At 32.4% G+C, this 21,472-nt stretch carries 17 protein-coding genes; 3 read left to right on the plus strand and 14 right to left on the minus strand.

Translation table 11 applies throughout. The features are described 5' to 3' along the window. Positions 1–556 precede the first annotated feature (556 nt). The 8 genes from C1I91_RS18320 to C1I91_RS18355 all read right to left on the minus strand — a co-directional run bounded on the left by C1I91_RS18320 (position 557) and on the right by C1I91_RS18355 (position 12,869). Positions 557–2,176 (minus strand): glycoside hydrolase family 15 protein, encoded by a 1,620-nt coding sequence (locus C1I91_RS18320; RefSeq protein ID WP_128214174.1) that lies wholly within the window; start codon positions 2,174–2,176, stop codon positions 557–559. 5 nt (positions 2,177–2,181) lie between these two features. Continuing rightward, positions 2,182–3,618: a CBM35 domain-containing protein gene (locus C1I91_RS18325; RefSeq protein WP_128214175.1), complete on the minus strand. Its 1,437-nt coding sequence runs from the start codon at positions 3,616–3,618 to the stop codon at positions 2,182–2,184. Between the two features lie 243 nt (positions 3,619–3,861). Continuing rightward, positions 3,862–5,532, minus strand: coding sequence for a glycoside hydrolase family 13 protein (locus C1I91_RS18330; protein WP_128214176.1), 1,671 nt, complete (start codon positions 5,530–5,532; stop codon positions 3,862–3,864). A gap of 360 nt (positions 5,533–5,892) precedes the next feature. After that, positions 5,893–7,581: a glycoside hydrolase family 66 protein gene (locus tag C1I91_RS18335; protein ID WP_205694229.1), complete on the minus strand. Its 1,689-nt coding sequence runs from the start codon at positions 7,579–7,581 to the stop codon at positions 5,893–5,895. Positions 7,582–7,600: 19 nt separating this feature from the next. Continuing rightward, positions 7,601–9,424, minus strand: coding sequence for a glycoside hydrolase family 66 protein (locus C1I91_RS18340; RefSeq protein ID WP_205694230.1), 1,824 nt, complete (start codon positions 9,422–9,424; stop codon positions 7,601–7,603). Positions 9,425–9,691: 267 nt separating this feature from the next. After that, a complete protein-coding gene (locus tag C1I91_RS18345; RefSeq protein WP_128214178.1) occupies positions 9,692–10,525 on the minus strand; it encodes a carbohydrate ABC transporter permease in 834 nt (277 codons plus the stop codon). A gap of 14 nt (positions 10,526–10,539) precedes the next feature. Continuing rightward, a complete protein-coding gene (locus C1I91_RS18350; protein ID WP_128214179.1) occupies positions 10,540–11,502 on the minus strand; it encodes a carbohydrate ABC transporter permease in 963 nt (320 codons plus the stop codon). A 68-nt stretch (positions 11,503–11,570) separates the two neighbouring features. Next, a complete protein-coding gene (locus C1I91_RS18355; protein ID WP_128214180.1) occupies positions 11,571–12,869 on the minus strand; it encodes an extracellular solute-binding protein in 1,299 nt (432 codons plus the stop codon). 416 nt (positions 12,870–13,285) lie between these two features. On the opposite strand from C1I91_RS18355, the gene C1I91_RS18360 reads away from it, so the two are divergent. The 3 genes from C1I91_RS18360 to C1I91_RS18370 all read left to right on the plus strand — a co-directional run bounded on the left by C1I91_RS18360 (position 13,286) and on the right by C1I91_RS18370 (position 15,782). Beyond that, positions 13,286–14,200: an AraC family transcriptional regulator gene (locus tag C1I91_RS18360; protein ID WP_128214181.1), complete on the plus strand. Its 915-nt coding sequence runs from the start codon at positions 13,286–13,288 to the stop codon at positions 14,198–14,200. A 396-nt stretch (positions 14,201–14,596) separates the two neighbouring features. Then, positions 14,597–15,259: a hypothetical protein gene (locus C1I91_RS18365; protein ID WP_128214182.1), complete on the plus strand. Its 663-nt coding sequence runs from the start codon at positions 14,597–14,599 to the stop codon at positions 15,257–15,259. 325 nt (positions 15,260–15,584) lie between these two features. Then, a complete protein-coding gene (locus C1I91_RS18370) occupies positions 15,585–15,782 on the plus strand; it encodes a hypothetical protein (protein ID WP_128214183.1) in 198 nt (65 codons plus the stop codon). Between the two features lie 131 nt (positions 15,783–15,913). Here C1I91_RS18370 and C1I91_RS18375 read toward each other — a convergent pair whose 3' ends face one another. The 6 genes from C1I91_RS18375 to C1I91_RS18400 all read right to left on the minus strand — a co-directional run bounded on the left by C1I91_RS18375 (position 15,914) and on the right by C1I91_RS18400 (position 21,459). Next, positions 15,914–16,309 carry a hypothetical protein gene (locus C1I91_RS18375; protein WP_128214184.1) on the minus strand — a complete coding sequence of 132 codons (396 nt, stop codon included), beginning with the start codon at positions 16,307–16,309 and terminating at the stop codon, positions 15,914–15,916. A 268-nt stretch (positions 16,310–16,577) separates the two neighbouring features. Then, the gene (locus tag C1I91_RS18380; RefSeq protein ID WP_128214185.1) at positions 16,578–17,012 is read right to left on the minus strand and encodes a ParB/Srx family N-terminal domain-containing protein; all 435 of its coding nucleotides are present in this window, start codon (positions 17,010–17,012) and stop codon (positions 16,578–16,580) included. Positions 17,013–17,120: 108 nt separating this feature from the next. Then, on the minus strand, positions 17,121–18,059 hold the full coding sequence (locus C1I91_RS18385) for a phosphotransferase family protein (protein ID WP_128214186.1): 939 nt from the start codon (positions 18,057–18,059) through the stop codon (positions 17,121–17,123). Positions 18,060–18,273: 214 nt separating this feature from the next. After that, positions 18,274–18,537 carry a CD3324 family protein gene (locus C1I91_RS18390; protein ID WP_128214187.1) on the minus strand — a complete coding sequence of 88 codons (264 nt, stop codon included), beginning with the start codon at positions 18,535–18,537 and terminating at the stop codon, positions 18,274–18,276. Positions 18,538–18,731: 194 nt separating this feature from the next. Next, complete coding sequence (locus C1I91_RS18395) at positions 18,732–20,108, minus strand: bifunctional metallophosphatase/5'-nucleotidase (RefSeq protein WP_128214188.1); 1,377 nt, start codon at positions 20,106–20,108, stop codon at positions 18,732–18,734. Positions 20,109–20,238: 130 nt separating this feature from the next. Then, complete coding sequence (locus tag C1I91_RS18400) at positions 20,239–21,459, minus strand: MFS transporter (protein ID WP_128214189.1); 1,221 nt, start codon at positions 21,457–21,459, stop codon at positions 20,239–20,241. Positions 21,460–21,472 lie beyond the last annotated feature (13 nt).

Raw genomic sequence — 21,472 nt, forward strand, 5'->3', positions numbered from 1 at the left:
ACCATTTAAAATATCAACTTTGTGAAGACAACTATATCTAATAAATATAGCTATCTTCAAGAAAATTATAGCACTTATTTTACATAAAATACCACCAAAATCTACAAAATAATGTAAAAACTTATACAAAAATCGCTTCTCTAGTTTTGAAATCTTTAATAAGAATTTTTGTACTAACTTTATTAGCTTAATTGGTAAATTTTTAGCCTTTACTATGTCTTTATCCTGGTCTAATAGCTGGAACCACTTTGCCCAATATAAATATTTTCATAAATACAAGCAAATGAGCCACCCATCATCAAAACTATTTTCAAAATCCTACAAGTTTTATTTAAGGAATTCTGATAAATCTGTTTGATGATTAAGTAGCTCATCTTATTACAAATTATTAAGTTTAGACTATGTTTAATAATATTGTTGAAATTAAGTGGTCATGAAGGAGATGCTATATGAGCGAGCTATTAGTGTAAGCTCATCTAAGCATCGGATGACTGACCGCTTAATTTCAAAGCAGTAATTTAACAGAGCCTACGTTTAAAGAGTATTGATTTTACTTTTACTCAAAGTTACCATATAACCAAGAATCACTGCTTCCTGTGATCTTGTAGTTTAATCTTAATGTATCTTGATCTTGCCAATTGCTGTTTACATACTTGCTTAAGTCTACTGTTATATGTCCCCAAGAACCATTTGCTGGAGAACCTATTTCTGATCTTGGTATAACAAGTTCTATTCTGCCAGTTGTAGTATCCCATTGAGGAGCTATAACAGAAGTTATACTCTTGTTTAGAGTCCAGCTTCCATTTGATACTGAGTACTTGCTATATCCTGCATCAGTGTTCTTTCTTGTAAACATATATGCCATATTTCTGCCTAGAGCAGTTCCATATTGAGTTGAAGTTGTTGTTGGTGCAGTCTTTGCAAAGTCTTCTACATAAGCAGAAACCTGGAAGGAGTTATCAGTAGTTGTAGGTAAAGTTCCAGCTGCATTGTTTATTCTTATATAGATATTAGAGTCATCATTTGACACATACACTTTCTTTATATCAGTTTGTCCATCTGCAACTACTCCATCATTAGATGGGTCTACATAGTATGGAACATATTTATATTGATTCCAATCAGCACTTGCTCCATTAGTTACTGTTATTCCTTTATAGCAGCCTGCGTTATTTTCTGAAGAATAAACTCTCATGTCATAGTTATTAGAGTATGCAAGGCTTGCTAGTATAAAGGATGCTGCAGTTACTGGTTCTGCTGCTGTACTTACCAATGGTGCTTCTGTAACATTACTTACAGCTTCACCTGTAACCATAAAGCCTGTTCCTGTTCTATGCTTAAACCACTCTAGCATATCATAAGACTTCGAACCATTTCCTTTGTAAGTCTGGTAAACAGAATCCCACATTGTCATTTGTGGCCAAGAAGGTGATGCTTCTAGAGCTTCATTTCCTGAAGGACTCCATTGTGAAGTGTAGTAGAATGTATCATTAGCGTATCTTGGTAAACCATAAGTGTCTGCATTAAGATCCTTTTCTATTTTATTTACATGAGAAGTTGCTCTTGAAGAGTTAACATCTATAGCACCTAAAGCAAATAGTATATTTGTTGAAGTATCTTCTAGGGTGTTAACAGTACCATCTGTATTTATACATCTATCATAATACCCATTAGCTGAATTCCAAAGTCCCTTTGGAGATGCTGTATCATCTCTGTTAATAGCAGTTAAGATAGTGCTTCCTGCACCATTGAAGCTATCAGCTAAAGCATTGTCTCCTTCTAATGTAGCTATTAAAGCTGCAGATTTAAGTCCCATTGCATAAGATGCTTGTGTATAAGCGTAGTACTCTGGAGAATCTCCTTCTTCCCAGATACTCTTATCAGCAGGTCCAAAACCAGTAGTTTGATCCATGTTAGTCATAATGTAATTTGCAGAATTCTTAACTGCCTTGTATACACCATCTAAGAAAGCCTTGTTTCCAGTTGCTTTGTAATGTTTGTATGCACCTATTAGGAAGAAGCCTATGGAGTCATTTTCTGGTTCAACAAAGTTTGCATTAGTGTTGTCCCATAGCCAGAAGCAGGTATGTAAGCTTCCATCTGTGCTTTGTCTAGCTGCAAGCCAGTTCCAGTAGCGTTCACCTTCTGTTGTAAATCCAGCTGCATCTAAAGACATAGCGGTTACTGCTGAGTCTCTTGCCCATATCTTATAGCTATAGTTAAGTGGATTAGTAGTAGCTGCATAGCACCATCAGCTGTAGTGCTGCCTGGTCTTATTGCGTTCTTTATCATAACTAGATTTCTCTTATATACTGAAGTCAAGTCAGCATCATTGAAGCTTGGTACAGTCTTTCCGTTAAACCAGCTTGAATAGCTTGAAGCAGTATTGTTAAACCAGCTATCTCCTGATTGTGCTCTTGCTGTATCACAGATACTTTGTACATTGCTTAAGCTTGAACCTAAAGCTACATAGAAATATACGTTTTGAGAGCTTCCTGCAGGCACTGTAACCTTTTGATCAAAGGCTACGGAAACATTTTGTGCTGAAACATTTGCATTGTTCTTTAATGAGCCACTTCCATCAAAAGTGTACCATGAAGAGCAAGTTGAACTTGAGGTATTTGAATCTCCGTCATTTGCAGCTTGGTAGTAAGTTGGAGCAGTGAAAGCACCTAAAGCCATGTAAGGTTGTCCAGATGCACTCATATTTACTATTAGAGCATTTCTAGAAGAATCATAGTTTGCTGCTACATTATTTGAAGTTGTATTGTTTGGATGTAGCATATCTAATATGCTGTAGGTAATACTTGAAGTACCAGTATTCTTTAAGGTATATCTTGATACTATAAAGTTTTGATTTGGTACTGCAACATAGTCCTTGGAGATTTCCATATTAGGTAAGTTAGATCCGTTATATTTTAAGAAGTTATTGTGTAAAACTCCATTTTCGTCGTAATAACCTTCTGAATCAAAGTTATGAGTTTGATCATATTTTGCATTGTTAGTTTCATCTCTAAAGAAACCAGTATAGTCTTGTATTTGATTTACATTCCAATTTCCTGAATATCTTAGTTCAGAAAGTCTTGGTCCTTTTGCACTTGTAGTATCATTGTCGCTAAGCTTGCTAGCTTGCCATATAGCCATTGTATCCTTCCAGTTAGACATATAGAGACTTCTAACGAAAACGTTCTTTTGTGTAACAACAAGATTGTCTAAGTTTATAGCTCCATCCTTGCTGTTATTTAAAGCCACTCTTACAGTATGAGTTCCTGCTGTTAGGTTAGTTCCTACATCAGTAGTCTTCCAACTGTCCCAGCTTCCTGTATCGCTACAGTATGCATTGCTTACGAACTTTCCATCAACATAAACTTCTCTTACATTTGTAGCACCAGTGTAGTTACTATATTTAAGTCTTAAAGTGTAATCTTGAGTTGTACCAACTGAAACATTAAAATCAACATAATCGCCAACCTCTGCGAAACCATCGATAAATCCAGTTCCTGAATATCCTGCATGATTTGTATCTATACTCACATTATGAAGTGAAGCACTTTCTGCCTCATAGGTTGACTGTGGGTAGGTCTGTGCTGAAGCTTTTAGACTAACATTAGAAAACATGCTGGCTGCCAAGATAAAGGCAAAAGTACCAGCTGCCTTAGTTGTTATAAAGATATGCCACTTCGTGATAAAAATTATATTTTCAAATCTTCTCTCAAAACCCAAAAGAGTTTTGAAAATATATGTCGTATTGAATTGGTATATCTTTATCCAGTAAATAGGTGTAAAGTTCTTTGAACTCTATTACCTAAAAATCACAACTTACTTTATAGATAGAAATTCCTTATAACCTGCTAAAACTAATTAATGCAAGAGATATACTCTAGCTTCATATGGCTTTAGCAAAAAGTTATCAATATTATTGGTATCAACTTCATAATTTGCTATTAGAAGCTCTGCTTCCTTGAACTGGACATCTGCAGGTAGCTTGAACTGAACCTCTTTTTCAAAGAAATTAAGTATCACTAATAGCCTCTCATCCTCAAATCTTCTTATATATGAAAATATATTTTCATCATCTTTATATAAAAGGTTTATATCCCCATAAACAATAATAGGGTTTTCTTTACGTAATTTAATCAGCTTTTGGTAATAGTAAAATATCGAATTTCTATCCTCTAAAGCTTGTTCAACATTTATATCTGTATAGTTTGGATTTACCTTAAGCCAAGGTTCACCTTCTGTAAAACCTGCATTTTCTGTAGCATTCCATTGCATAGGTGTTCTTACATTATCCCTACCCTTTGCATAGATTGACTTCATAAGTTCCTCTTTTTCCACGCCTTGAGCAGTCTTTTCCTTGAACATATTTATTATTTCAATATCCTTATATTCAGAAATGTCAAACTGTACATTGGTCATGCCAATTTCTTCGCCTTGGTATACATATGGTGTGCCTTGCCAAGTGTGAAGAAAAGTTGCAAGCATCTTTGCTGACTGTAACCTATATTCTTTATCATTACCAAACCTAGAAACCATTCTTGGCTGGTCATGGTTGTTTAAAAATAAAGAGTTCCAGCCCTTATCTTTTAAAGCTTCATACCATTTGAACATTATATTCTTAAAGGTTGTTAGCTTCCATGGCCTTAAGTCCCACTTTCCATTACCAGAATCTATATCCATAAGCTCAAACTGAAAAAGCATATTAAGCTCATCTCTATCTTCATTGACATAAAGCTTTGCTGTGTCAGGATCTACACCTGGTGCTTCTCCTACAGTCATGATGTCATACTTACTTAAAACCTCTCTATTCATTTCTTGAAGAAATTCATGTACCCTTGGTCCATTTGCAAAAAGAGGAAATCCATTACCATAAAGATCCTGTTCTCCTTTTTCTCCATCAGGTAGCCCAGGAACCTTGGATATTAGGTTTATTACATCCATCCTAAAGCCATCAATACCTTTATCAAACCAGTACTTCATCATATTATAAACTTCGTTTCTTACTTTTTCATTTTCCCAATTTAAATCTGGTTGCTTTTTTGAGAAAAGATGTAAGAAGTACTCATCAGTTGCTTCATCATATTGCCATACAGATCCACTAAAGAAAGAACCCCAGTTGTTTGGTGGGTTGCCATCTTTACCTTTTCTCCATATATAATAATCTCTATAAGGGTTGTCCTTTGACTTTTTACTTTCAACAAACCATTGGTGCTCATCTGAGGAATGATTTACCACTAGATCCATTACTAACTTCAAACCTCTTTTATGCATTCCCTCTAAAAGTTCATCGAAGTCACCCATTGTTCCAAACTCGTCCATTATATCTCTATAGTCACTTATGTCATATCCATTATCATCATTAGGGGACTTATATACCGGACTAAGCCATATAACATCCACCCCTAATTCTTTTAGGTAATCAAGCTTTTCTATGATTCCTCTTAGATCACCTACACCATCTCCATTTGAATCCTTAAAGCTCCTTGGGTATATTTGATATACTACTGCTTCTTTCCACCATTTTCTTTCCATAACTGCACCCCTCCACTTATTTTACGATACAAATTCTTATAAGTTATTTACACAAATATTGATATTACAAAATAATTAACTCTATTCAGTGACATAAAGCATATATTTTCGTTACCACATGTATAGAATTTCGCTATACTTTTTAAACACAAAAAATATGTTATAAATTTTATTGTGATAATTAGGTTATCCATATTCAATAATCTCTATTTTTTAGACTAAGTATATGGATAACCCATCAAATGTGTTTTAATACTTTAATAAATTTTTATGCTCTCAAGCTTAGTAAGTCTTTTTAGGTTAATCTTGCCAAGCTCTACTATTATAGCCTTAAAATTGTTATGTTAAATATATAGCTGTCTAATATTCTATATATATAAGGTCCCATACATAAAGTTCGGGCACTACAAATCTGATTTCATTTCCCTGGTCACCTTCTACATAACTGAAGTTCAACCTTACAGCTTTTCCATCTTCAAAATCTGGAGAAGCTAGATACACAGCCTTAACTTCATTGCAAGTAAGTACTGAAACTTCAATATTCTCTGTCTTTGCTGGAAGCTTTTCCTTAGGTTCATTCCAGTTCATATCTTCAATGCCTTTAAAATTAACTAGATTAATAACCTTAAAATCTGGCTTTTCTTTTACTAAAGACCAAACTTTATCTGCTTCTACCTTAGGTGAAGCCTCTACTCCTTTAATGACATATTCTCCATTAATACCACCAGTATTTACCATACTAGTATCTATTATATCAAAGTCGAAGAGCAATTCCTCATATTTAACAATAAAGTCATAATAATTTCTTAATTTATTATTAAATTGTTCACTTTCTATAGTTCTATACTTAGGATAGTATGGATCATCTAATATTCCTCTGTTCTCACCTAGCAGTAGATGAAATCCTCCACTAGCAAAAATAGTAGCCATAGTTAACAAGGTTGCATTTTCAGCCTGATCTACAGGTATATTTAATTCCTCTAAGAATGGTTTCATATAGGCTGCTAAAATAACTTGTTTTTCTGGAGCATATTTCTTTGCATTTGTGATTAAGTTATATAGATCTTGATAGGTGTCATTTGGAGGCCAAACCTCTATATAAACAGCATCCTGCTCTGACTGTGCCACAGTTTCCACAGGCCAGTTATTTACTGCATTAAAGATTAAGCTAACTTTTTCGCCTTTTTCTTCTATATATTTTTTAGTATCATCTATTAGATTAGGGAAGTCCTCTCTTAGATTTCTTATTGCTCTTTTTCCATTTACACTGCTTATAGCTTCCTTAGGGAAACCATATTGATCCATATGAATACCATCAAATCCAAGCTTTATAACCTTATAGAACTCATTGATTATATGATCATGCCACTTATTTTCTCTGGATATATCCATCATATAAAGGAAATCACCAAAGCCATATATATCGCCATTATTCTTATATATACCTAAATCTTTATTCTTCTTATAGTATTCAGGAGCTGAGGCATAAACTGCACCATAAGCAATTGCTTCCATACCATACTTATGTGCTAAATCAATTTTATCTTTTACTGTAGATAGGCTTAGTTCTCTTTGAAGCGGATCTATAAATATGTCTGATTTAGGTATTAAATCGTGATGCCTATACATCCAATCGTAATATTGAACCACATTTAAATGATATTTATTCATTTCTTTAAGATCGTGTTTATCATTTAAATCTTCTTTAGAAAAGTCAGCTAAAAATCCATATCTAGGTGCATACTTCCAAGAAGGTAAAATATCGAAAGCTGTACTAAAGGTCTGCACCACTTCATCCATATGATATAATTCAACTTCAACGCCATAGCCTGAGATTAACTTATCATTGTTATCTATATTAAATTCAAATTTAACTTTATCTTCTTCACTAGATAAAAATATCTCTAAAGTACGAATTTGTTCATGGAGCCTATATACATTACATCTTAATATATCTGACTCAAGTGCACCTTCTAGTTCTACAAGTATTCCTATTTTTTCTCCGTTTTTAAATTGAGCTTTTGCTGGATATATATCTTTAATAATCAATGTTAATACCTCCTGTTTTTTATTCTTTCTCAACATATACCATGTCCCAATAATGAAGCTCTGGAACATCTATTTGAAGTTTTGTACCATTACCATCTTTTGTTGCTTTATAATTTAACTTGATTGGTTTTCCTCCATTAAGATCTGGAGAGGCTAGATACACATCTTTTACCTTACCCTCCTTAATTGTATAATCAAGCTTTAAGTCTTTCTTTGAAGTAGGTGCATCATAATTGGCTCCATCATCTCTCCAAGCTTCCTTATTCATGCCTAGAAGGTTTATAAGCTGTACAACTTCATATCCCTTCTTCTCTTTTGCATAAGCCCACACCGTATTTGCTTGTCCATTAGTGCTTGTCTTAATGCCATCAATACTTATTGGATTGTCAATATCCTTTAATCCATCTCTTAGTAGGTTTTCATAAGCAACTAAGAAATCATAATAGTTTCTCATAGCAGCTACTAGCGAATCTGTCATTTTTAAGTTTTTATTCGGGAAGTATTCCCTGCCTAGCATGCCTGTATCTCCCAATTCTATATGAGAACCACCAGCAGCAAATATGGCTGCATCAGTTAATCTAACACTATTCTCATTGAACTCACCAGGAACGCCTGCTGATCCATAATTCATATAAGCAGCTATTACAGTGCTTTTCTTTCCTGAAGTAAGCGCATATCCTTTATCAACAGTATCCTTAAAATAGTAATAATTAGGGAAGTCTGAAGGCCAAAGCTCTGAGTAGAGGAAATCTACATTTGACTTTGCTACTTGTTCCAAACCGAATCTATTTACTGTATTAAAAACTACTCCAACGCCAAGAGCGCTTTTCGCATTATTAACAAATTCAGTGTACGTATCTGGAAGGTTTACGAAATTACCATTGTAATCAAAGGTTGTACCTCTGTTTCCTAAAGTATCCATATGATATATATCAAAGTTTAGTATTTTAAAAACATCTTTCTCTTTGTTATAAATATAGTTTTGCCAATCTTTATTTGCTGGATTAAATATTTCTAAAGAAGATGCCCATCCATTTGGCAGTGCGTAACCATCCTGCTCTGTATGAAAGCTATCCTTGTATATCCCCCATTCCGGTTTCACTCCATCTTGCTGATAATCTGAATAGGTTCCGTAAATCAGATTATAATTAGCAGCTTTCATATTCTTACTATGAGCTAAGTCAATATAGTCCTTTACAGTTTGATAATATATATCCCTATTAGCTATATCCTTCCAAGACTTAGGCATATTACTTTCATCCCCTGGCAGTGGCTTTTGATGCTTATTCTGCCAATCGTAAAACTGCAAACCATCTATATGAAATTTATTTATCTTATCTATAATATTTTCAGACTTATCTTTGCTTTGATCAGGGTACTCAGCTATATATCCATATCTCGGGAACTTATCCCAATTTGAAGAAACATCCACGGCAGTATTTTTACTATCATCTACAGTGACTCCATGGGTTGCATATACCTCTACTAGATACCCCTTATAATCATCTGAAGGAGCATTCCACGGAATATCTAGAGTCTTTTTTTCTTTACTACCTAAAGAAACCTCTAACTTTTTCTTTTCCACAGTATTATTTAAATACTTAAAATATATCTCTAAAGAACCTTTATAGTCTTTACCAAGCTTATTATCAAGTTCTACTTTTAAGCTCACATTATCTTTAGGATTGTATCTAGCTTTATCCGTATACACATCAGTTATAAGCTTTCCACTTTCTGAAACTTTTGTGCTAGCTTCAACACTAAAGGTTTTAACCTTGTACGCTAAAAATCCTCCTCCTATGCAAAGCACAGCTATTGCTGCAATAATAAATCTTTTCTTCAAGGTAAACATACCTCCTCACAAGGTTATATCAATTTAACACTACTAAACTCTAAGCAGCAATTTACTACTTACGTTCTATTAAGCTCCTACATCAGTAATTAGTCCATGTCCATAATAAAGTGTTATAAAAATCTTCTACTTAAGCTACCTTAACTCAATTTATTGATAAACTACTTCATGTAAAACTAATCAAAATAAAAATCTACAAACCTATTAGGTTTTTTATTATACGTATAAGTGATGAAGTAGTTTATCTATTAATTATCACTAGCCTTTTACAGCTCCTTCACTTCCACCTGACTTTATGAACTGTTTATTAAAGACTATAAATATAATGATTATAGGTATCAAAACCAATATAGCTGCTGCAAATATTACCCCCCATTGAGTTGCTTTTCCGTTTTGAAGTAGCTTTATAGCTATAGGAAGCGTTCTCTTTGATTGGGTTTTTATAACAGTTAATGCGGTAAATACTTCCATCCAAGTTCCTGAGAATGCACCAATTGCCATAGTAGCTAAGGCTGGTTTTGAAAGAGGTAATATTATATTTCTATAGATGGTCCACTTGTTTCCTCCATCCATTATTACTGATTCCTCTAATTCCCTAGGAATGGTTTCAAAGAAGCCTTTTAGGAAGAAGGTATTCCCTGCTATTCCTCCGCTGACATATAAAAGTAACAAACCTGTATAAGTATCAACTAGGTGTAGTCCTTGTAAAATAGTAAATTGCGATATTAATGCAAGGACTGCTGGCATCATAAGAGAGAATATATAAATGTTAAATATTATCTTCTTACCTGGAAAGTTAAGTCTTGCAAAGCCATAACCAGATAAGGATGATACAAAAATTGTTAATACCGTGTTCGCAACAGTTACAAATATGCTGTTTATAAAATATCTTGAAAAGTTTTCACCTGTCCAAGCAGTAATGTAATTTCCTAGATAAAATTGCTTAGGAATTATTTGCGGCTTTGAAGGCAGAACATAAGTATTTGGTATTAAGGATGTACTTATCATATTTAAGAATGGCAATAGTGCGATTACTACCATTACTAAAAGAACTAAATGCAATAGCACTTGTCCAGCTTTTTTTCTAAACATATTTTCCGCCTCCCTTAAAACTGAATTTCTGCGTCTTTAGTTAGTTTTCTTTGTACCACAGATATAGTTATTAGGATTACAGACATTATTAAACTTAATGCTGCTGCATATCCAAAATCAAAACTTGAGAAGGCCTTGTTGTACATGTAGTCTAAAAGTACATCAGTCTTTCCAAGTGGTCCGCCTGCAGTAACTAGCATTACCTGAAGCATTATGTTAAAGGCACCTATTATCAAATTAATTATTATAAAATAAGTTCTAGATGCTAAAAGTGGTAAGGTTATCTTCCACATTTGCTGCTTTTTAGTAGCACCATCTACATCAGCAGCCTCATAAATATCCTTAGGCAAATCTTGAATGGCGGCAGTGTACATTATCATTACCCAGCCAATACCCTTCCATATACAAAGTGCCCATACTACTATATTTCCCGTCCATTCATTTTGAAGCCACGACACCGGTTGACTTATGAGGTGTAGATTTAACAGCATTGAGTTTACCAAAGATCCTTGTGTATCTTGGAAAATATATTTAAACAATATAGCAACTACTATCCAGTCAGAAATAACCGGAACATACAATAGAAATCTATATAAAACCTTTCCTCTTGAAAGAGACTCAATTAATATAGCTATTACCATTCCTAAAAACCATTGAATAGGCACAGTAACCACTACTGCCAACAATGTATTTCTAAGTGATAAATAGAACTTAGAGCTTTCATCTATAGCTCCACCAGCAAAGAATGCCTTCTTAAAGTTTGCAAGACCTATAAATGTACTTGGCTTATTAGGGTTAACACTATAATTCATAAAAGCCATCATTATATTCTTAAGCAACGGATATGCTACAAAAATTAAGAAGAGTAAAAAACCTATACCTACAAAAGCCCAGCCTTCTATTGCTTCTCTTTGTTTTTTGTTAAATTTAATATTTCTACCTTTATGCTGTGAAACAGTCACTGTATTATTTTCCAAATGCTTCACTCTCCTTTTTTATGATTGAGGATTAGGTATTTAACTTAATCCTCAATCTGTATTTTTTACTATTTGCTTGCTTGAAGTAAAGAATCTACCTTCTTTGCTGCATCGTCTAAAGCATCTTTTGGGCTCTTTTTCTTTCTTACAGCTAGCTCAAAGTCCTCTTTGATTGCATTTGATATATCTCCCCACTTTGGACTTGGAGTTCTAGCCCAAGTTGAATTAAGCTGATCCATATATGTTTTCAACATTGCATTATCGGTAACTATAGATTTCTTAGCAGTATTTGTATTAACAGGCATCATACCAAGCTCTGTAGTAAATATGGTTTGAGCATCATCAGAAGCTAAGAATTTTGCAAATGCATAAGCTTGCTCTTTATTCTTAGAAGCCTTGAATATTATTGTGTCTTCTCCTCCTACTACTGAGAAACTTCCTCCATCACCCTTTGGCATAGGGGCAAAGATTAAATTATCTTTAACATTCTTTTGGTCTTTGTTAGCTGGATACCACCATGGACCGTCATCAATCATTCCATAATGACCTGCATTGTAGCCTTCCCAAGTACCTTCTCCACCAAGGAGGCTCTTACCAATATATCCTTTATCATTCCATTCAACTATCTTTGTAAGAGCTTTTATACTTGCGTCACTGTTTAAGTATCCAGTAGCTTTCGTATTCTTTTCATCAGTAAACTTACCACCTAGTGATAAGAAATATGGAGATATAGCCCAAGATTCCAACCCAGCTATACCAAGTGCAGCTACCTTGTCCTCTTTTGCCTTAGCTGCATATTGTTCTAATTCATCCATAGTCTTAGGTGCTTCCTTAAAGCCTGCTTTATCTAGCATTGATTTATTATAGATAGCAATCTTTGTATTTGTATCAAGTGGCACACCGTAATAGTGACCATTATAGAAATTTGTACTCATTGGTCCCTCATAGGTTTCCTTCTTCAAATCATCAAAACCTGGCATGCTATCTAAAGGCTCTAAGTAATCCTGCTCTGCGTATTGTGCTACATCTACAATATCTGTTCTAGCAAGATCTGGCACAGTACCACTCATAGCTCCTTGAAGAATCTGCTTTTTGTAATCATCTCCACTAGGCATTGGTGTGATCTTTACCTTTATGTCTGGATATGTTTTGTTAAATGCAGGAACTATCTTTTCTTTCAAAACTTTATTTTCTGCATCTGTAAAGGTACTCCACATCTCAATTTGACCCTTTAGCTTGGTCAAATCTGTTGTAGTTGTAGCTGAGCCTTGTCCACTAGTATCTGTAGCCTTGTCACCGCAGCCTACAAATAGCGAAGAAGCCATAAGCCCTGTTAAAATTAGTGCAATTACTTTTTTATTTTTCATACTCTATCCCCCCATAGTTTGTTTTTATATTAAAGTGCTATTTAGCACTTATAAGCTTTTATTGCTATTAAACGTTTTCTTGTTAAGGAACCGTTTGCGCAGATAAATTAAAACCTATTATCTATCTGCGTATATTATAGGTATAACGCACATCACTCCTTAGCTACAGATTATTTTTCACTTGTTATTTTAGTTCAACTTAAAGTACTTTGCTTCATTTATTGCTATGTATAACGTTATCATTAAGTCTGTGATAATTATTATGTATATTTTACCATATAAGTGCTTTTTATGTAACTTTGTTATATATCTTGTATATCTATGAATTTATTCTAATCTGTTATACAATAATATTAAATGTACAATTTATACTTTTTTTGTACTATACCGACTTTTCATATTAGCGGAGGTTTCTCATGGATTTACTAACAATAGATACAAGTATTGTGCCATCAGTAAGGCTAATAGGTCACATAGATTATATAAAACCCTGGAAACACTTTAATAGAACCATTAACGAGTACATTCTATATATAGTTAAAAGTGGAGAGCTTTATATTAAAGAAGGAAGTATAGAATACCATCTCAACAAAGGAGATATCCTACTACTAGAACCTAATATAGAACATAGCGGATACAAAGAAGCTACTTGCCACTATTATTACATTCACTTTAAACATCCCAAGATTTCTGCTGTAAATACTAATTCTTATAAAGAAATAGCCCAAACACTAATGGATAAAAGAAAGGCTTCTCTTCACAGCGAGTATCTCAGCGAGCTTTCTGATACAGATCCTGATTTTTATTTACCAAAAAACTATCACTATGAAGATGAAAATGAATTGATGTCCTTATTAGTAAGTGCTGATAGCGATTTTTATCATAAATACGAAGGATATAAAAAAATAGCTTCTTTGAAACTACTAGAAATATTAATAAAAATAAGCAGAGACTATACCTCTACTAAGATAGAAAATGCTCAACCACAATTTTCAAAGGCTTTTGTAAAGTGCAGAAATATTCAGCATTACCTAAATTCTAACTACCAAAATAAGATAACAAGTGCTGACATTGAGCAAAACTTTGAATCCAACTATGATTACCTAAATAGAGTTTTTCAACAAATGACTGGGTACAGTATAATAAATTATTTGAATATCATAAGAATAAATCGAGCAAAAGACTTACTAGATGCTACACCTCTAAAGATTTCCGAGGTTGGTTATCTAGTTGGAATCGATGATCCCTATTATTTTAGCAAGCTTTTCAAAAAGATTTCAGGAATAACTCCTTCAAAATATATAAAACTAAAAAGTGAACCTACCATTTAAAATAATACAAATATTTAGCTCCTATTTTTACTTATGTATTACATAAAAAGTCCACTGAAGCGATTTTCTTCAGTGGACTTTTTGACTATCTGTCTTTTCTGAAGGTATGTGCAGAAATATTGGCAGGCCACATAACTTTATTTTTACTGTATGGCCTAACAAGTCATTACTTTAGTAATCCTTTCTTAGTACTTTAGTTATCTTTATATTCCTATACCTTTAAAATAAAATAATTCTAGGAGCTAAAATATGCCAACAGAAGAAGTTAAGATATCCTAAAAACTATTTCTTCTTCTAAAACAAAAAATTACAGATGCATCTAAATTATATTTCAATCTTACTTTGGCATAGTTCTAATCTAATTAGACTCCTATAAAATTTAAGGAGGTAACTATAGTGTTTGGCTTAAAAGATTTAAAAAGTAGTGCTGTATTCTTAAAATTAAGTTTTTATGCATTTTTAGGAATTTCTTTGGAGCTTTTGCTTGGATTAATTGAACATAAGATATATGGTAGTAAACTTGGTCAGTTTAGTGATTTTCAAATGATAGTCCATTGGATTCTAACCTGTCTTATTTGGGGTACCGTTGCTTTAAGCTTAATCTCAAGAGCAAAGAAGAAATATAATTTTGATATCTTTTCTTATAGAAGTTCATTGCCCCCTATAAACTTAATATTCTGTATTGTACTTTTGGTTCTCACAGTAGTTGTAAGTACTATTGACTGGAATGGCTTTAAGGTATTAAAAGAATTTGAGAAACAAGGCCTTATTAGGTTTATATTTCAATATATCTATTATATGTTTGAAACCTCTCTTTTTCTTCTGATCATTGTGTTTGCTCAAAAGGCTGGTGAAATATGTTTTGATAAAAAGTATATTCCCTGGGGTGGAATATTTGTAGCTTTAACATGGGGACTATGTCATATGTTTACTAAAAGTAGTTTATCTGTAGGCTTATTGGTAGCCGCAGACGGACTTATTTTCGGTATCACCTATCTCCTAAGTAGACGAAATATTTTCATAGCATATTTATTACTCTTTCTTATGTTTGTTCTATAGAATTCATATTAATGCTTATAACACAGTACCTATTCTTCATGAAAAAATGACTAAAGCTTCTTTAGTCATTTTTTGTTCATCTGCCTTTCCTAAATATATTTAAAAAAATTCCGGCAGGTGATATCTGTAATTTAATTGAATGATTATACATTTAAGTATATTATTTAAATATATAAGTTAAAACTCGGAGATATTGTCTATTATTAAGTATGTACATCTTTAACTGAGTTAAAAAATTGTATACTTGTTTAAACGTAAAAACTGTTGTTTCAACTCAGTAATTTACAATAGTCATAATATAATAAAAATTGAAAGGAGACTTATCATGGAAGAATTAAATGTGATTTTAGGAAAGTTTGTAGAATCAGGCTGGGACTTAATTGCAGTACCATCCAAGGCATATCTTGATGGTACTGGTTCAAGAGAAGAACTAGTCAAATCAGTAGAACAGGCAGATAAAGAATGCGGAAGCTGCGGCTGTGAGCTTGATCCTTTGTATAAGAAGTGTCTTCAACTATTATAAAAAACTGCCATTATAAATAGATGTACCACTTCGCAAGAAGCTTATATTTTCAAATTTTTCTTTCATAAACTAGAGAATTTTTGAAAGTATACTTCAAAGCAAAGTAGTACATCTATAAATTAAAGTTATTATTAACTTATCTTAAATTTCTTATATCTTATTGAATATCTTAATAGTATTGCAAAAGCCACTACAATAGCAATTAATACATCTGTTGTTGCATATATGTGAAATCTATTAAACTCTATAATATCTACTAATTCCCTTATCCAGAGCAATGCCATCAGAGCTACACCTAAGGCGTTCAATTGAAGAAATGTACTTTTAGCTTCATTCATATAATTTAGTATTAATTCTAACCCCAAATATACAAGATTTAAAAAGATGAAAAATACGAATTCTCCATAAGTTATATTTATCACGGGATCATCTACCATAATAGTATAGAAATAAAATATAGCTATAGAAAATAGAAATAATATTATTGCGCTAAAGTAATTCAAATACTTCCTTATTATATCCCTCATAAACATTCCTCTTACAAAACAGCTGAATTTCATACTTTTATTTTATATTTTAGTAAATAATTACTTTTAGTATATATTTTAATTTTCTATTTTTCAACCTTTTTTGAGTAATTTTATAATCTATATTAAATTTTTGATAAATAACCGAAATTAGTCTGAATTTACTTTTAAGACAGGTATCTATTTAGATTCAAGCCTTATGAGATATAAATTTACTGCTTTTATATTAAGAACTATGTCGCTAAAGATCCCTAGTGAAAACAAAGTACTATTGTAGATCTTCAATTATATCCTGATAATGAGTATTCCAAACAATAATCCAAAACTTATCAATTCCTGCTCTTCTCATAGCCTCTAATCTATGATTTCCATCACTTACTATTAATCTATCTCCTTCATGTTGTACTATTAAAGGTGGCATATCCCAGCCATTTTTGATCAATTGTTGAAACTTCTTAATACAAGGTTCCCAATCTTCTGGTGCATTATAGTACTCCATACCAGGCTCTGGACCACAGCAGCGTTTTAACTTATCAATGCTTATTAACATAGGTCCTGTCCAATGTCTTTTTTCAAGCTTTAACCCTTCAGAGAATGGAGCGTTATCTCCAATTGAGTTTAAGAAAAGATGAACCCATTCCTCAATCTTTCCTTCTTTTCCATAGGCTATTGCCTCTTCTACATTAAACTTCATACTTTCCATAATAACCCTTTATATACCTTCCTTTAAAATTGGCTATGTTTAGAATATTATTTAACAGAGCCACAAACTTTAATTGTATTACTAGAAATAATTATCTAAAGATGAACTTCATTCTTGATATATATCTATAAGTGCAAGTACATTCTTCAGAATGTTTTTATATACATCCTCCTTACCAAGCTTTGCATAAAATCTCATACCATCTAAGCTATGGCAGATTGTAGCACATAAAAATCTTTCTCTAGCATGAGAAACATCAAAGTCATTTTGTTTGTAAAATTCACAAAACCTATTAAAAAGGTCATGTTCACTAAACTCTAAAACTATTTTAGAAATATCAAAAAAATAGTCTAGATAACTCACCCCTCCCCAGTCAATAACCCCTGTTACTTTCGAATTACTTACCAATACATTGTTATAGTGGAAGTCTGAGTGAACTAAATATCTTTTTCCTTCACAATATGGTGCAAGTTTTATCATCTTTCTATATAACTCCATAAACACTTCGTAATCCAAGAAGCTCTTCTCAAATAGTTCATACCAATCTTTCCAGAATCCCTGAATCTCCTTAGAAAAGAAATGTCTTAAGAATTCTTCAAAAGTTTTAAACTGCCCATTCTTATTGGAGTTTAACCACCCATAACCTAAGGTAGAACTTATGTCAATAGAATGGATATTCTTCAAAGTATCCATTATACTAGGCAAGGAACTTTCAACTTCTTCTTTATCTAAATCGCATATTGGAATACCATAAAGTTTTTCTGATATGGCATAATAATAATCCTTGTAACATCCTTTATTTAATACTTTGGGAGAAGGAATTTTAGCTTTGTCAAATCTATCCTGAAGGTAGCTTTCAACTTCAAATTCAGTGTTGTCCTTAGCAAAACATATAACATATTCTTTATTCTGAAAGTTGAAAAAATACACTCTTTTTATCTTACCAGAGGATGCTTCTTTAATATTATCTATTTTGCTTCTAACTATTATTTGTAAAAGACCTCCCACCTCATCAATACTTAAATCAGGTTTCTTAATATTATCCATCTTAGCACCTCCTCTAAGTTTTATATCTACATAAATTATTTTATATAGATGCCTTGATACTTTATATATCTAGTTTAATTATATTTATTTAATGCATAAAAGCTGTCTAGAATAACTTGTTATTCCAAGACAGCTTTCTATTTCTACTCCTAATATCAAACTTTCTTATTATATAATCTAAATAAAACAGTTTTACCTTTAGTTTATATAATACTCATTTTCTATATACTATTTTCTTAATTGTTTCTATAGCCAGACAGTACTCTAATGATAATTCCTCAATTGTGTAGCCTTTCAAAAACTTCTCTTTTATATTATCATTTCTTATTTTTAACTCTGCTCTATATCCTGATAGTTCTCCCCATTCTTTACGGTTATCTTCTATCTGAGGAATGTATACAAGCCCACCACTTATATATTTTTGTATTTGTGCTATCAATTCCTTTGGAAATATATCTATACCATTTTTATAATCCATTCTAACTCGCTCCTTAAATTTCAACTATTATTTAAGGATGCAATACCTGTCTCTAACTAAGTCCTTCTATATTAGAATGAAATTGTGACTGTTTTTATTCCATGCATCGTCACCTATAGTTATCTTACAGATACTGCATGGAACAAAGGATTTTCAGTTGTAATAAAATATAAACTTCTCATTTCTATCCCCCCTTATTTTTTTCTCCATCTATCCACAAAGGCTCCTTTTACGAAGTCTTCTTTAGTTAAATATTCTTTCAAGGTATCTCTTAAATACTCAGGGTTATACTTTTCATTTCTATTATTGCTCAAAGATGTATAGCCAGTACCTCTTAGAAGGTAATCTGAAGCTGCAACAGTGTACCACCTTTCCTCTTCTAACATTTCTCCATTAATAAAAACATTTGTTATAGTTCTTCCGTCGTGTTCGATGAATGCTCTTGATACATGAAGTCTTCCCAAATACTTACCTCTAAAACCTGGCCCCTTTCCATCTAAATAGCAATAATCCGTATCTAAAGAGTTTTGTAAAGCTTCTTTTAAGTGCTTTCCTTGAACTTCAAAGCTTGTAGGATTTAATGGTGAAGGGCATATTTCTAAAAGCTTCTTTAAAGAAACAGCTCCTTTTCTAATTCCTCCGTTCAAAACTCCGCTATTTATCAGTGATAGATCACATTTAAGCACATCTGCTAGGGCGTCTGCTAAAAAGTTAGTCATTGGGTTTTCTTCAACAATATCATGCCAAAGATCCTCATTAATTTCATAAAGTGGCTTTCCTAATACATCAATAGCCTTTTCTTTATTTACTTTTAACACCCTATTAATTTCAGCATCTTGATCACATTTTTCAATAGCTATATTCTCCCCATCAATTAACTTGACACCATTACTATCAACTTCAAGCTTTAATACTCCTAAATGCTCAGCAAAACATCCAGAGGTAAATATAATAGTGTTATTTACCACCTCAGGTTCATTCATTAATATGTGAAAGTGCCCACCTATTATAACATTAACTTTTTCAATCTTTTCTGCTACTTCTCTATCCTTATCCATACCGAGATGAGATAACAATATACATATGTCATACTTTCCATTATTAATCTCAAGCTCTTCATTTATTACTTCAATATAATTTTTAAGTTTGAAACCACATAGCTCATTAAAAGGCGCTATGTCCGGCGCCGCACCTATTAACAGTATTTTTATATTATTTTTTTCTAATATAATACTTTTATTTGCCCCTAAAATATCCTTATTATCTAAGGTATATAAGTTACAGGTTAAAAAAGGAACCTTAGAATTTGTTGCCATATAATTTAAGGTGTCAACTCCATTAAAAAATTCATTATTTCCTATAGCTATAGCATCATACCCTGCAGCCTCCAACAGTTCAACTGCTGCTAATCCATTGGTACCTTGAAGTTCCATCCTTTTAAAATCCGCATAATCACCTGCATCAAGTACTAAAGTATTTTCATCCTTAAGCTCATTAATCTTGCTTACAGCCTTTGCGAAATTATCAAAATTGCTATGTATATCATTTGTATGCAATATGTTTAATCTCATACTTTCCGCTCCCTATTTTGATAAATTATTATATGATTGCTACCACTCTATTTAAAGCTTTATCCATTTTATCTAATAAACTTTTACTCAAAAGTTATGCTAATCTCTTTAATTTTTATAAAAACTATAGCTACTCCCTGTCATACTTTTTAACCATATACATTGCTACTGCTCCAATTAACATAAGTCCTGCTACTAAAAACCAGGCATTTTGGAAGCTTATATATGCAATTACAACTCCCATTATATAAGGCCCAATTGCATATCCTATACCGTTCACAAGGAATAAGATAGAATTAGCTCTTCCTAAGTATTCCTTAGGAGTTCGTTGTGCAATATAATTGTTAGAGTTTATAGAAATAAGTATTTCTCCCATGGTCATTACTATTATTCCTATGACAAATACGAACACAAATCTACTTAACCCAAACATCATGAAGGATATAAAATACAAAATTCCTCCCCAAAAAATACTTTTAAGCGGTGATGTCTTTTGTGTAATAGATGTTAAAAATGGAGTCACCAATATTACAGTTATAGCATTTACACTAAATAATATTGGAAATAATAATTTTCCTTTATCACTGAATAAATCTATAGTTTGTAAAGGAAGCATAAAATTCCACTGAATATAGCAAAAATTATATATTAAAAGAATTACTGAAAATACCACAAGAGATGGATTTTTATACAAGAAAGAAAATATTGAATTACTATTTTCGCCTTTAACTTCTTGCTCCTCAGAATTCACTATTATATCCTCATTCTTCTCTGTTCCTTTTATAAAAAATGCTATAACCACAGTAGAAATTAATGTAGTAGCCGCATCTAAGATAAATAAAAGGTTCAATAGATTTTTATAGTATAGCATTCCACCAATTATAGGTCCTACGGCTAGTCCCAGATTAAGCCCTAGATACATTAAAGAATAAGCATTCTTCATTAACTTTGGTGAAGTAATTATTGGTACCATTGCATTAAAAGCAGGAGATGCCAATGCATAAAGATTTGACGCAATTATTATCAAAACTGCAACTGTAAAATTAGGTTTCATAAAACCGCATATCAAATAAAACATGGAGCCCATAACCTGAAAGATAACTATTATTTTCTTACTGCCAAACTTATCTACCAAATTACCTCCAAGCATTAAAAATGGAGCTTGAGTAAGCATTGAAATAGTGGTAAACAGCCCAGCTTGAGTTTTAGTAAAACCTATCTGCTCTGTTAAAATCAAAGTCAGTAAAGGCATAATGAAACTACCCATTTTATTGATTATTGTTGAAACAAAAAGTAAATATATATCCTTCGAAAGTCCCTTATAAACTGATATATGTTTATTTATATTCATTAAAACATCCTCT

This window comes from Clostridium manihotivorum (genome assembly GCF_004015185.1).
In the GTDB taxonomy this organism is placed as follows: domain Bacteria; phylum Bacillota; class Clostridia; order Clostridiales; family Clostridiaceae; genus Clostridium_AR; species Clostridium_AR manihotivorum.

Coding starts and splice junctions, on each gene's coding strand:
- C1I91_RS18320 (WP_128214174.1), bottom strand. CDS start 2,176: ATGTCTTTAGATGCAGCTGGATTTACAACAGAAGGTGAACGCTACTGG.
- C1I91_RS18375 (WP_128214184.1), bottom strand. CDS start 16,309: ATGAGGGATATAATAAGGAAGTATTTGAATTACTTTAGCGCAATAATA.
- C1I91_RS18380 (WP_128214185.1), bottom strand. CDS start 17,012: ATGGAAAGTATGAAGTTTAATGTAGAAGAGGCAATAGCCTATGGAAAA.
- C1I91_RS18330 (WP_128214176.1), bottom strand. CDS start 5,532: ATGGAAAGAAAATGGTGGAAAGAAGCAGTAGTATATCAAATATACCCA.
- C1I91_RS18360 (WP_128214181.1), top strand. CDS start 13,286: ATGGATTTACTAACAATAGATACAAGTATTGTGCCATCAGTAAGGCTA.
- C1I91_RS18385 (WP_128214186.1), bottom strand. CDS start 18,059: ATGGATAATATTAAGAAACCTGATTTAAGTATTGATGAGGTGGGAGGT.
- C1I91_RS18400 (WP_128214189.1), bottom strand. CDS start 21,459: ATGAATATAAATAAACATATATCAGTTTATAAGGGACTTTCGAAGGAT.
- C1I91_RS18325 (WP_128214175.1), bottom strand. CDS start 3,618: ATGTTTTCTAATGTTAGTCTAAAAGCTTCAGCACAGACCTACCCACAG.
- C1I91_RS18395 (WP_128214188.1), bottom strand. CDS start 20,108: ATGAGATTAAACATATTGCATACAAATGATATACATAGCAATTTTGAT.
- C1I91_RS18355 (WP_128214180.1), bottom strand. CDS start 12,869: ATGAAAAATAAAAAAGTAATTGCACTAATTTTAACAGGGCTTATGGCT.
- C1I91_RS18390 (WP_128214187.1), bottom strand. CDS start 18,537: ATGGATTATAAAAATGGTATAGATATATTTCCAAAGGAATTGATAGCA.
- C1I91_RS18345 (WP_128214178.1), bottom strand. CDS start 10,525: ATGTTTAGAAAAAAAGCTGGACAAGTGCTATTGCATTTAGTTCTTTTA.
- C1I91_RS18370 (WP_128214183.1), top strand. CDS start 15,585: ATGGAAGAATTAAATGTGATTTTAGGAAAGTTTGTAGAATCAGGCTGG.